Source organism: Variovorax boronicumulans (assembly GCF_030812215.1).
Classification (GTDB): domain Bacteria; phylum Pseudomonadota; class Gammaproteobacteria; order Burkholderiales; family Burkholderiaceae_C; genus Variovorax; species Variovorax boronicumulans_C.
The window spans coordinates 1-12,756 of the sequence record NZ_JAUSSG010000006.1 but is presented as its reverse complement, the minus strand read 5'-3'; the positions used below and the strand labels follow the sequence as shown (position 1 = coordinate 12,756).

7 protein-coding genes are annotated in these 12,756 nt (G+C 65.8%); 5 read left to right on the top strand and 2 right to left on the bottom strand.

From position 1 onward, the window contains the following. The first annotated feature begins 77 nt into the window (after positions 1 to 77). Positions 78 to 2,207: an ATP-dependent DNA helicase RecG gene (gene recG, locus J2W23_RS16675; RefSeq protein ID WP_307649513.1), complete on the top strand. Its 2,130-nt coding sequence runs from the start codon at positions 78 to 80 to the stop codon at positions 2,205 to 2,207. Between the two features lie 6 nt (positions 2,208 to 2,213). On the opposite strand, the gene J2W23_RS16670 is transcribed toward recG, so the two are convergent. After that, entirely contained in the window at positions 2,214 to 2,846 is a 633-nt protein-coding gene (locus J2W23_RS16670; RefSeq protein WP_176661342.1) for a LysE family translocator, read from the bottom strand. 337 nt (positions 2,847 to 3,183) lie between these two features. Between J2W23_RS16670 and J2W23_RS16665 the strand changes: the two genes are divergently transcribed. Then, entirely contained in the window at positions 3,184 to 6,207 is a 3,024-nt protein-coding gene (locus J2W23_RS16665; RefSeq protein WP_307649512.1) for an autotransporter outer membrane beta-barrel domain-containing protein, read from the top strand. 82 nt (positions 6,208 to 6,289) lie between these two features. Here J2W23_RS16665 and J2W23_RS16660 read toward each other — a convergent pair whose 3' ends face one another. Then, positions 6,290 to 7,198 carry a LysR family transcriptional regulator gene (locus tag J2W23_RS16660; protein ID WP_176661344.1) on the bottom strand — a complete coding sequence of 303 codons (909 nt, stop codon included), beginning with the start codon at positions 7,196 to 7,198 and terminating at the stop codon, positions 6,290 to 6,292. A gap of 359 nt (positions 7,199 to 7,557) precedes the next feature. Between J2W23_RS16660 and J2W23_RS16655 the strand changes: the two genes are divergently transcribed. The 3 genes from J2W23_RS16655 to J2W23_RS16645 all read left to right on the top strand — a co-directional run. Continuing rightward, positions 7,558 to 9,069, top strand: a complete 1,512-nt coding sequence (locus tag J2W23_RS16655) for a SidA/IucD/PvdA family monooxygenase (protein ID WP_307649511.1) — start codon at positions 7,558 to 7,560, stop codon at positions 9,067 to 9,069. 44 nt (positions 9,070 to 9,113) lie between these two features. Then, positions 9,114 to 9,608 carry an ureidoglycolate lyase gene (locus J2W23_RS16650; protein WP_307649510.1) on the top strand — a complete coding sequence of 165 codons (495 nt, stop codon included), beginning with the start codon at positions 9,114 to 9,116 and terminating at the stop codon, positions 9,606 to 9,608. 544 nt (positions 9,609 to 10,152) lie between these two features. Beyond that, the coding region (locus J2W23_RS16645) for an ESPR domain-containing protein (protein WP_307649792.1) at positions 10,153 to 12,756 on the top strand (2,604 nt) is incomplete at its 3' end.

Here is a 12,756-nt window from a genome sequence, read left to right as displayed (position 1 = left end):
TTGAGGGCCGGACGGGCCCGTGCCAAGGAGGCATGGGAAAGAAGAAAAAAGAGACGGGAGCCGGGCAGAATTGTCCCATGCCCGCTTCCGCGAAGTCCTTGCCCCCTGAAAAGCCCGTTGGGGCGCCTGCTGCCGCACCCGCCGCGCCGGGATCGGGCCTGAGCCTCGTGCAGCGCGCCCTGCGCAAGCTCGGCCTCGTGCGCGACATCGATTTCGCCCTCTACCTCCCGATGCGCTACGAGGACGAGACCCGCATCGTGAAGCTCGCCGACACGCGCGACGGCGACATGGCGCAGGTCGAGGGCGTGGTCACCGAGTGCGAGGTGGTGTACCGCCCGCGCCGGCAGCTGATCGCCACCATCGACGACGGCAGCGACACCTGCCAGCTGCGTTTCTTCAACTTCTATCCCTCGCAGCAAAAGCAGCTTGCGGTCGGCGCGCGGGTGCGTGTGCGGGGCGAGATGCGCGGCGGCTTCGTGGGGCGGCAGATCATGCATCCCACGGTCAAGGCCGCGGGCACTTCGCTGCCGGAGGCGCTCACGCCGGTCTATTCGACCGTCGCCGGCCTCGCGCAGCCGGTGCTGCGGCGCGAGGTGCGCTCGGGTCTCGCGCGTGCGGTGCTCGACGAGACGATTCCCGTGCAGATCGGCCTGCGCGGTGCCTGGGACCTGCGCAGTTCGCTCACCTTCCTGCACTACCCCACGCCCGATGTGGCGATGGCAACGCTCGAAGACCACAGCCACCCGGCCTGGCAGCGCATCAAGGCCGAGGAACTCCTCGCGCAGCAGCTTTCGCAGTTGCAGGCCCGCATGGAGCGCGCGGCTCAACGCGCCCCGGTGCTGCCTTCATCGCCGGAGCCGGTGGCGACTTCACTGCATGCGCAGTTGCTCGCCGTGCTGCCCTTCGGCCTTACCGGTGCGCAGCAGCGCGTCGGCGAAGAAATCACACGCGACCTTGGCCGCGAGATCCCGATGCACCGGTTGCTGCAGGGCGACGTCGGCTCGGGCAAGACCGTGGTGGCGGCGCTTGCGGCGGCGCGTGCCATCGATGCGGGCTTCCAGTGCGCGCTGATGGCGCCGACCGAAATCCTCGCGGCGCAGCATTTCGGCAAGCTCGTGGGCTGGCTCGATCCGCTGCTGGCCGAGCGCGGCCTGCGCGTGGCCTGGCTCACGGGCAGCCAGAAGAAGAAAGAGCGCGATGCGATGTCGGCCGCGGTCGAGAGCGGCGAGGCCGCGCTGGTCATCGGCACGCACGCGGTCATCTCGGAGAAGGTGCGCTTCAAGAACCTCGCGCTCGCGATCATCGACGAGCAGCACCGCTTCGGCGTCGCGCAACGCCTCGCATTGCGTGGCAAGGCCGTGGGCCACCTCGAGCCGCACCTGCTGATGATGAGCGCCACGCCCATCCCGCGCACGCTCGCAATGAGCTACTACGCCGACCTGGACGTTTCCACGCTCGACGAGCTGCCGCCGGGCCGCACGCCCATCGTCACCAAGCTGGTGGCCGACCACCGGCGCGACGAAGTCATCGACCGCATCCAGGCGCAGATTTCGCAGGGCCGGCAGGTCTATTGGGTATGCCCGCTGATCGAGGAGAGCGAAGCGGTGGACCTGCGCAATGCCACCGAGACGCGCGACGAACTTGCCGAAACGCTCGGCGAGGCCATCCATGTCGGCCTGCTGCATTCGCGCATGCCGACGGCCGAGAAGCAGGCGGTGATGGCCGCCTTCACTGCCAACGAAATCCAGGTGCTGGTGAGCACGACGGTGATCGAAGTAGGTGTCGACGTGCCCAATGCCTCGCTGATGGTGATCGAGCATGCGGAGCGCTTCGGGCTCTCGCAGCTGCACCAGCTGCGCGGCCGCGTGGGGCGCGGCGCGGCGGCCTCGGCCTGCGTGCTGCTCTACGCGCCGGGCGACAGCGGCCGCGTGGGCGAGGCGGCGCGCGCGCGGCTCAAGGCGATGGCCGAGACGGGCGACGGCTTCGAGATCGCGCGGCGCGACCTGGAGATCCGCGGCCCGGGCGAGTTCCTGGGCGCGCGCCAGTCCGGCGCGCCGCTGTTGCGCTTCGCCGACCTGACGACCGACACGCTGCTGCTCGACTGGGCCCGCGAGCTGGCGCCGGTGATGCTCCAGAAGCACGCCGAATTGGCGCAACGCCATATCGATCGCTGGCTCGGCACCAAGGCCGAATACCTGAAGGCCTGAGAAGCTTCAGGCAGCCGGCCGCCGCGTGAAGGCGAGGATCAACCCGAAGCCGACCATCATGCTGCCGCTCACCTTATTGAACCAGCGCATCGCGCGGCTGCCGTTCGCGAGCCGGCGCATGCGCGCACCCAGCAGCGCGTAGAGCGCGATCGCGACCAGCTCGAACACCAGGAAGGTCGCGCCGAGCAGCACGTAGCTGGAGGCGTACGCGCCGGGCACCACGAACTGCGGAAAGAACGCGGTGAACACCAGGATGGCCTTCGGGTTGCCGGCCGCCACGGTGAACTCCTGCCGCGCCAGTGCGCGCAGCGAAGGCGGTGCGGCGGCGTCGCGCGCCTGGACGTCGGCCGTGGGCGCCGGTGCGCGCAACAGGCGAATGCCGATCCACACCAGGTACGCCGCGCCGATGTACTTGATGACATCGAAGGCCAACTCCGACGCCACCAGCACCGCGCCCATGCCCAGCCCCGCGACGGCAATCATGAGCGCGAAGGCCAACAGGCGCCCGCTGGCAGCGATCACCGCGGGCGACACGCCGTGCCGCGCACCGTTCGTGACCGACAGCAGGTTGTTGGGGCCGAAGGCCATGTTGATGGCAAAGCAGGCCGGAAGAAACAACAGATAGGTGGACAGGTTCATGGTTGCATCCTGCTACGCAGATAACGGCGATGACGAAGGTTCGCCATTATCCGCAGCCTCGCGGATGTGTACGACGAAAGCCTGCAGATGCAACAAAGCTGCATTAGCGCCACGGTATTTACGCGGGGTTCTTGTCGCGCGACTTGTTTTCTAGACTGCGCCGCGATGCATTTCCGCACGGCTTCGGTGGCCGCGCGATGCCGCATTTTTCTTCAGACTTTTTCGCTACTGGTCCGCGTCTTGCAAATGTTTTTTGCACGCGTTTCGGAAGCGGGTCGCACGCGGAATATTCCAACAACACACTGCACGGAGGAAAGTCGAAATGACTTCGAAGCGGATGAACAGACTCGCACTCGCCATGGCCGTTGCCGGCCTGGCAACGCACCAGGCATGGGCCATCCAGACCTATGCGGGAGACCCGGGAATGATCGGTGCGCCGGCCAGCTGGCGCACCGCCGAATTCATGCGCGACTGGGGCCTCGTCGCGATGGGCACCGAATACGCGTATGCGGCCGGCGTGAGCGGCGCGGGCATCAAGATCGGCGAGGTCGATTCGGGCTACGACGCCTCGCACCCCGAGTTCCCGGCCTCGCGCTATCACGGCGTGCTGGTGGGCGCGATTCCCGGTGCCTACGACGGCGCGTACAACGACCGCCACGGCACGCACGTCGGCGGCACCATCGCCGCCAGCCGCGATGGCGGCGCGGCCACCGCCAACATGCACGGCGTGGCCTTCAATGCCGACCTCTTCGTCGCCAACACGGCCAAGACCGACGGCGCCAACTTCGGCCGGCCGCTGCCCGGCGATTCGCCGGTGATCACGGTCGACAACCAGCACATCGCCGATGCCTACCGGGCGGCGAACGCGCAGGGCGTCCGCATCATCAGCACCAGCTGGGGCAGCCCGCCGGCCGGCGAGCAGTACAACACCCTCGCGCAGCTGCACACCGCCAATGGCTACTACGTGGCCAACAACACCTGGATCCAGGGCGCGTTCGATGCCGCGAAGACCGGCACGCTGATGGTGTTCAGCGCGGGCAACGGCGGCTGGCTCAACCCCAGCCCGCGGGCGGCCGCGCCGTACTTCAACCCCGAGCTCGAAAAGAACTGGCTCGCGGTCTCCGCGCTGAGCAATATCGGGCAGACCTTCAACGACGACGGCTCGGTCAACGTGCCGGGCACGCAGCGCTACAACAAGTGCGGCGTGGCGAAGTGGACCTGCATCACGGCGCCGGGCTACCAGATCAACGGCACCGTGCTGGCTGGTGGCTACGCCTCGCTGTCGGGCACGTCGATGGCGGCGCCGCATGCCTCGGGCGCGCTCGCGCTGATCATGGAGCGCTTCAGCTACATGACCAACGAGCAGGTGCTCACCGTGCTGAAGACCACCGCGACCCAGAACGCGACGATCGTCGATGCGGCCGGCACCGGCACGATGGCCAACCCCGAGGCGGGCCAGCAGGTGAAGGTGCCCGACGTGGTCAATGGCTGGGGCACGCCGAGCCTGCGGCGCGCGATGAACGGGCCGGGGCAGTTCATCGGGCCGTTCGCGGTCAACACGCAGGGGCAGAACGACACCTGGTCGAACGACATTTCCGATGTCGCGATCCGCGCACGCCGTGCCGAGGACGCCGCCGAGGCCACCGCCTGGGAAACGACGAAGCAGACGCGCGGCTGGACCGCAGGCCTGCCACCCGGTGCGAGCGATGCGGACCGAAGCGAATACGCGACCGGCGTGGCACGCGAAGCAGCGCGCAGCACGCGAGTCTATGCAGGCAGCCTTGAAAAACTCGGCGCTGGCACGCTGACGCTGAGCGGGCAGAACAGCTACACGGGCAGCACCGCGGTGAACGGCGGCACGCTCAAGGCAGGAGCGGTCAACGCCTTCAGCGGCGCGTCGGCGCACAGCGTGGGCACGGGCGGCACGCTCGATCTCGCGGGCTTCAGCCAGAAGCTGCCTTCGCTGGCGAACAGCGGTGTGGTCTCGCTGGTCGGCAGTGCGCCGGGGACGACGCTCACCATCACCGGTGCCTATGTGGGCAACAACGGCACGCTGCGTCTGGGCACCGCGCTGGGCGACAGCAGCAGCGCGAGCGACCGGCTGGTCCTCGACGGCGCAGGTGCGAGCGCCAGCGGCCGCACGACGGTGCAGGTCACGAACCTCGGCGGCCTCGGCGCGCTGACCAGCGGTAACGGCATCGAACTCGTCAGCGCGCTCAACGGCGCGAAGACGACCGCGCAAAGCACCAAGGACGCGTTCTCGCTCGCGGGCGGACACGTCGATGCCGGCGCCTACGAATACCGGCTGCATGCGGCCGATGCCAGCGGGGCCGGCGAGAACTGGTACCTGCGGTCCACCGTGCCCACGACGCAGATCCCGACCTACCGCACGGAAGTCCCGATGCTCGCCGCGCTCCCCGAGCAATTGCGCCAGGGCAACCTCGCCATGCTGGGCAGTTCGCGCGTGCGCTCGGGCGACGACGATGCCCGGCTCGGTCGCAACGATGCGGGCGACGAGACCGGCGCTCCGCTGCGCAGTGCCTGGGGCCGCGTCATCAGCACCAACATCGACATCAGCCAGCAAGGCACCGTGAGCCCGAGGAGCGAGGGACGCCTGACCGGGCTGCAGGCCGGCACCGACCTGTGGGCCGACCGCAACTGGCGCGCCGGCGTGTATGTCGGCCGGCTCGAAGGCGATGCCCGCACGCGCGGCTTCGCACGCGGCGTGTTCGACCTCGCCGTCGGCAGCAACGACCTGCGCAGCGACTACCTCGGCCTGTACGGCAGCTTCACGAGCGACGCCGGTTTCTACGCCGACGCGGTGCTGCAGGGCGGCCGCCACCGCTACACGACAGGTCCCTTCGACAGCTCGCCGTCGGCCTCGGGCAAGGGCAAGAGCACGCTGCTGTCGCTGGAAGTGGGCCAGAGCTTCGCGCTCGGCAGCGACTGGAAGATCGAGCCGCAACTGCAACTGGTGCACCAGCGCGTGAACCTGGACGACGTGACGTTCATCGGCGCCCGCGTCTCGCAGGACACCGACAGCGGTTGGACGGTTCGCGCGGGCGTGCGGGTCAAGGGGCAGATCGCCACCGGGGCCGGCGTGCTGCAGCCGTATGCGCGGCTGAACGTCTACCGCACCTCCAGCGGTACGGACGTGGCGCGCTTCATCGGCCCCGCGGGCTGGACCGACATCGGCACGCGCACCGGCGGCACCAGCACCGAAGTTGCAGGCGGCGCCACCCTGGCCATCGGCGAGCGGACCAGCCTGTACGCGGAAGTGGGCAAGCTCTTCGCCTCGGGCGGCAACGCGCGCGTGAAGAGCGGCATCAACGCCAGCGTGGGCATGCGCGTGAAGTGGTGAGTGGGGAAGGCGCGTGAACTCGCGCTCGGGTCTCGCGCACCGCCCCGCACATGCATGACCTGGCCGGAACTCTCGTCGTCCGTCAGTCGGCCAGCACCGCCAGCCCGGAGACCAGGCGTTCGATCAGGATGGACGCCGCCACCGGCAGCGGGCGTCGGCGCTTGATGCAGATCGCGACGTTGTCGGTGTGCATGCCTGGGTCCGCGAGGGGAACGAACACCAGTTCGCCGCGTTCGATCTCGTCCATGATGCCCACGCGTGTGCGAAGGGCCGTTCCCATGCCCATCTTCACCAGGCTGTTGATGGTCTCGAACGAGTTGGACTCCACGCGCATCGACAGGTGCCGGGACGACTCGTTGATGAACTTGCGGTCCAGCATCTGGCGGATCGCGTAGCCCGCGTCGGGAACGATCAGGGGTTCGCCCACCAGGTCGGCCAGCCGCACCGTCTTGTTCTTCGCGAGCCGGTGCGTGGGCAGCATCACCGCCCCCACGGACACCGACACCTGCTTGCGCCGCTGGACCTGCGGATGAGGCGTCGGGTCGAAGGCCAGGCCGATGTCGCAGTCGCCCTTGGCCGTGCCTTCGGTGATGGTCGGCATGTCGGTCACCTTGACGCTGAAGCTCACGCCCGGGTATTGCTGGCTGAAAGGCGCAACGATCCGCGGCAGGAAGTCCTTGCCCAGGCCTTCCTCGCAGGCGATGTTGATGTGTCCGCGCCGTATGCCGCGCAGGTCCTCGATTTCCGAGAGCATGCGTTCGAGCCCGTGATGCGTCTGCTGCACGTACCGGTAGAAGGTCTCGCCGGCCGCAGTGAGGCTCACGCCTTCGGCGCTGCGCTCGAACAGCTGGCACTTCATCTGCTCCTCGAGTTTGAGAATCTGGCGATGCACCGCCGAGGGTGTGATGTCCAGGGATTCGGCGGCCTTGCGCATCGATTTCTTTTGAGCGGACTCACGAAAGTAGACGAGCGCGTTCCAGTGGAAGTGCATGCGGGAGCAGTCGGGAAAGTGGGTTGGGAAGCGTGCGGCGCAATGCGCAGTGCACGCATTCTGGGGCCTCGCGGTGTACGGCAAAGCGTTGGCGAAGCGCCGCCTTAACGGCAACGCCCCGTGGACTTCTGGTTTCTTCTCGGCGGCCTCTTGCGCTGTGAAGATTCGCAGCAGTTCCCGAACTCCGATGAAAGGTGCGCGGGAGGAGCGGCGATGAAGGATTCCGTTGACGACCTCACCGACGGCCTATTCCATCTCCATCGTTGGCCGCACCAAGGATGGCTTCTCAACCCAACCCCGGTTCAAGCGTCATGCCCAACCCCTCTCCATCCGCTCACGCGTCCGCATCGTCTCTTCAGATGAGACCGAACGCGTGCGCCAACACCGCGGCACTTGCCCAGACGGCACGCGCCGAGATGGCGCTGCTGGCTTATCCGGATCGCTCCTGGGTGATGCCCCCGCCCCTGCCGGAAGCACACGGTGCCACGCAGGCCTTGTTGAATGTCCTGATCGTTGGCGGTGGCCAGTCGGCATTGGCGATCAGCGCCCGGCTGCACCGTGATGGCGTGGATGGTGTCCTGATGCTGGATGCGGCCGAAGAAGGGGCCGAAGGCGTGTGGGACAACTTTGCGCGCATGCCCGAATTGCGAACGCCCAAGACGCTCAACGGCATGGACCTGGGACTGGCCAGCCTCAGCGTGCAGCGCTGGTACCAGGCGCGCCATGGCGTCGATGCCTGGGAGCGCATCGATCGCATTCCGCGCACCGCGTGGGCCGACTACCTGCGTTGGTACCGCCATACCTTGGCGCTCCCCATGCACAACCGGGTGCAGGTGCATGACGTGCGTCCGGCGGGTGCATGGATCGCGGTCGACACGCAGACGCCGGCCGGCCCGCGGACCTACCTGGCGCGCTCGGTCGTGTTGGCCACGGGCTTTGACGGCGCGGGTGCCTGGCGCGTTCCTGCCGTCGTCTCCGATGCGTTGCCATCGACGCACTACAACCATTCGGCCGATCGCATCGACTTCGCACGCCTTCGGGGGCGGCGCATCGGAGTCCTCGGGCACGGCGCGTCGGCATTCGACAACGCGGTGGCTGCACTGCGCGCAGGAGCCGCATCGGTCGACCTGTGCTTTCGCCGCGACCGGCTGCCGCGTGCAAACCCGCATCGGCATATCGAAACGGCCGGGTTCATGCAGCACTTTCATGCGCTCCCCGACGCGACGCGCTGGCAGGTGGCGCAACATTTCCGCGCCGCCGATCAGCCGCCACCGCGTGGCAGCTTCGATGCGGCCTTGAAGCTGCCGGGTTTTCGCATGCGAGCAGCCTGTCCGTGGACAACCGTGCGCATGACGCAGGAGCAGGAGATCGACGTGGAGACGCCGCACGGCACGCTGCGATTCGATCACCTGATCTGCGCGACCGGCCAAACGCTGGATCTGGCGGCCCGCCCGGAACTGCGGACCCTGGCTCCGCTTGTCTCGCGCTGGCGCGACCGTCATGCGCCGGCGGCTGCGGCGGATGCGGGAGAGGCACCCTATCTCGGTGCCCACTTCGAGTTTCAGCCGCTTGCCCCGAGCGCCGATTCTTGGGTGTCGCGTGTGTTCGCCTTCAACAGCGCCTCGCATATCAGCCACGGGCCGCACTGCACCTCGATCAGCGGTCACAAGCACACGTTGCCGCGCGTGGTTCGCGGCGTGACCCAGCAGCTTTTTCTGGACCAGACCGCCCAACTCGTGCCCGGCCTGCGCGCCTACGACGAGCCTGAGCTCGTGCTGCCGAACGGCATCGAAAACGATTGCTGGTTGCCGTCTCCCGACGCTTCGGTGAGCCATTCATTGACCCCTCTGAAGAGCTTTGCATCGCCATGAACATGCCGCATCCATCCCCCAGCACCCTTGCCGGCCATCGCACCATGGAACTGCCTGTGCAGCCGCTGAGTGCCGAAGCGTTTGCCGCTTTCGGGACCGTCATCTCCAAGTCCGAAGACGGTGTACCTTTCGGTCCACAGGATGCGCAGCTGGATCTTTCGAGAGGCACGCCGCGCTTCTACAACATGCGCCTGCCGGGCCGAGGACTGAGCTTCAATCGAATCACGCGCCATCGCGCGGTGACCCAGGCGCTGGCCTCCGTTGGCGGATTCGACTGGGTGATGGCCGTGGCACCGCCCATCGCCCTGGACGAGCCCGATGCAGAACCGCAGTTGGAAGACATCCGTGCGTTCCTGATCCCGGGCGATGTGGCTGTGATGTTGCACGTCGGTACATGGCATGCCGGGCCGTTGTTCGATGCGCAGGAAATGTCTTTCTTCAATCTCGAACTTGCCGATACCAACATCGTCGACCATCACACCTGCAATCTGACGCATCGGTACGGCGTGACTGTTCAACTGGTGCTGCAGTCGCTGTAAGACCTCATGCAGGCGGGGCGTCGCGAGCGCCCCCGTCGAGCGTTGGGGAGCTGGCCACCGAATCCGCCGGTCCGTCCTGGCATGGCGAGGCTAGAAATTGCTCCGCGCTGGTGAGCACGGACAACGGCTTGCATCAATTCCGTCGTCGTGCCGAGCTGTGTTCGCCAGCACATGTTTCCCTCATGCATTCACCCGCTAATGCATGCATTTCCGCACTCGCGATTGATTCGGAAATTGTTCACGTTGGCATATCGGCGACGGATATGAAAGTCGTTTCCTAGACATTTGAAGAACTTCTCCAACTGTTTACGAATTTAGATTCGCCCCCTTCGATCGCTGCCACGGGCTCCGTGGTTCTCGTCAGCGAGTCGAGTGGTTGAAGCAGATCTTGGCCTCGCACCCGGTGCGAGAAATCCCCAAAACAGAGCCATGCGCGCATCGAACGATTGCGCGGCCAACTGTTTACGGATGATGTTCAGCACTGCACAGCGCAACGGCTGACTCCATATGCGCTCTCGGCACTCCTCTTGTCCATTTGCGATCGATGCAGCCGCGGTGCACGCCGTTTTTCCTCTGGATTGATTTTCGATTTTCAATGAACAAGACTTTTCAAACGGTATGGAATCAGGCGCTCGGCGCATGGGTAGCGGCTTCCGAACTCGCGAAGACCAACGGGGCTTCGACCACCTCTACGGGCGGTAGCCGCATCAAGATCGCGCGTGTGCGACCCATTGCGTGGGTCTGCGCAATAGTGCTGCCTTCGCTGATGGCCTCCTACGCCTTCGGGCAACCGACGATCACTGGGAACAATCAGACCTTCTCGATCGGCAGTGCGACGGCAGTTGGTGCTGGTTGCGTGGTCATCGGCGTTAGCGGAACCTTCGGGGCAATCGCAAGGTGTTCAGGTTCGGCCGTGGACTCCGTCGTCATCGGCAATGGGGCTGCCTCCACCGCGCAGGCTGGTACGGCATTGGGTACCAACGCCAACACCAGCGCCGTCGGAGCTACGGCTGTTGGGCTTGCGGCGGCGGCCAGCGGCGTTGCCAGCGTAGCCTTGGGTCGGTCCGCCGCAGCCTCCAGCGACAATGCCGTTGCTGTCGGAGCGGACTCGGTGTCAAACGTGAACAACAGCGTCGCGCTTGGCAATGGCGCCCGCACCGTGGCGAGTTCCAGCAACACAGCCGGTACTTCCGCCGTAGGCAGCGCAACAGTCGGGGGCGTCACTTTCGGCGGCTTCGCGGGCGCAACGCCCACGGGCTTGGTGAGCGTCGGCAATTCAGGCCGCGAACGCCGCATCCAGAACGTCGCCGCCGGTCAGGTGAATGAATTCAGCACGGACGTGACCAATGGTAGCCAGCTCTACAGTGTCACCAGCACCACGCAGAGCAGTCTCCAAAGTCTTTCGACTTCGACATCTTCTGGTCTGAGCACAGCAACGAGCAGCATTGGCAGCTTGTCGACTTCGACATCGTCGGGTTTGAGCACGGCGACCAGCAGTATCGATAGTCTTTCGACCTCCACGTCTTCTGGTCTGAGCACAGCAACAAGCAGCATCAGCAGCCTGTCGACCTCGACGTCGTCTGGCCTGAGCACTGCGACGAGCAGCATCGGCAGCTTGTCGACTTCGACATCTTCTGGTCTGAGTACAGCAACGAGCAGTATCAGCAGCCTGTCGACCTCGACGTCGTCGGGTCTGAGCACTGCGACCAGCAGCATCAGCAGCCTGTCAACCTCGACATCGTCTGGCTTGAGCACTGCGACGAGCAGTATCAGCAGCCTGTCGACTTCCACGTCCTCTGGTTTGAGCACCGCGACGAGCAGCATCAGCAGCCTGTCGACCTCAACGTCGTCTGGCCTGAGCACGGCGACCAGCAGCATCGGTAGCTTGTCGACTTCGACGTCGTCTGGTCTGAGCACCGCGACCAGCAGTATCAGCAGCCTGTCGACCTCCACGTCGTCGGGCTTGAGCACCGCCACCAGCAGCATCGGTAGCCTGTCGACTTCGACATCGTCGGGTTTGAGCACGGCGACCAGCAGCATCGGCAGCCTGTCGACTTCGACGTCGTCCGGTCTGAGCACTGCCACCAGCAGCATCTCCAGCTTGTCGACCTCGACGTCGTCTGGTTTGAGCACGGCGACCAGCAGTATTGATAGTCTTTCGACCTCCACGTCTTCTGGTCTGAGCACAGCAACAAGCAGCATCAGCAGCCTGTCGACCTCGACGTCGTCTGGCCTTAGCACCGCGACGAGCAGCATCAGCAGCTTGTCAACCTCCACATCGTCTGGCCTGAGCACGGCAGCCAGCGGCATCTCCAGCCTGTCCACCGGCCTGAGCACCACGAACAGCACAGTCAACAGCCTTTCGACCTCGACCTCCAGTGGTCTGAGCACTGCCACCAGCAGCATCGGCAGCCTTTCGACCTCGACGTCTTCTGGTCTGAGTACGGCGACGAGCAGCATCGGCAGCCTGTCGACTTCGACGTCGTCCGGCTTGAGCACGGCTACGAGCAGCATCAGCAGCTTGTCGACTTCGACTTCGAGTGGTCTGAGCACGGCCACGAGCAGCATCAGCAGCCTGTCAACCTCGACATCGTCTGGCTTGAGCACGGCGACCAGCAGCATCGATAGCCTCTCGACCTCGACGTCTTCTGGTCTGAGTACGGCGACGAGCAGCATCGGCAGCCTGTCGACTTCCACGTCATCCGGCCTGAGCACCGCCACCAGCAGCATCGGCAGCCTGTCGACTTCGACGTCCTCCGGCCTGAGTACGGCGACGAGCAGTATCGATAGCCTCTCGACCTCGACATCTTCTGGTCTGAGCACAGCAACGAGCAGCGTCAGCAGCCTGTCGACGTCTGCCTCGACGGGTATCAGTAGCTTGTCGACTTCCACGTCGTCCGGCCTGAGCACGGCGACGAGCAGCATCGACAGCCTGTCGACCTCCGCCTCGAGTGGCTTGAGCACTGCGACCAGCAGCATCAGCAGTCTGTCAACCTCGACCTCGTCCGGCCTGAGCACGGCGACCAGCAGCATCGGCAGCTTGTCGACTTCGGCCTCGTCCGGCCTGAGCACTGCGGCCAGTGGCATCTCCAGCCTGTCCACGGGCCTGAGCACCACGAACAGCACGGTCAGCAGCCTGTCGACCTCG

Bases quoted from the DNA above. Each gene is read 5' to 3' on its own strand.
- J2W23_RS16650 (WP_307649510.1), top strand. From the start codon at position 9,114: ATGGAACTGCCTGTGCAGCCGCTGAGTGCCGAAGCGTTTGCCGCTTTC.
- recG (WP_307649513.1), top strand. From the start codon at position 78: ATGCCCGCTTCCGCGAAGTCCTTGCCCCCTGAAAAGCCCGTTGGGGCG.
- J2W23_RS16660 (WP_176661344.1), bottom strand. From the start codon at position 7,198: ATGCACTTCCACTGGAACGCGCTCGTCTACTTTCGTGAGTCCGCTCAA.
- J2W23_RS16665 (WP_307649512.1), top strand. From the start codon at position 3,184: ATGAACAGACTCGCACTCGCCATGGCCGTTGCCGGCCTGGCAACGCAC.
- J2W23_RS16655 (WP_307649511.1), top strand. From the start codon at position 7,558: ATGAGACCGAACGCGTGCGCCAACACCGCGGCACTTGCCCAGACGGCA.
- J2W23_RS16670 (WP_176661342.1), bottom strand. From the start codon at position 2,846: ATGAACCTGTCCACCTATCTGTTGTTTCTTCCGGCCTGCTTTGCCATC.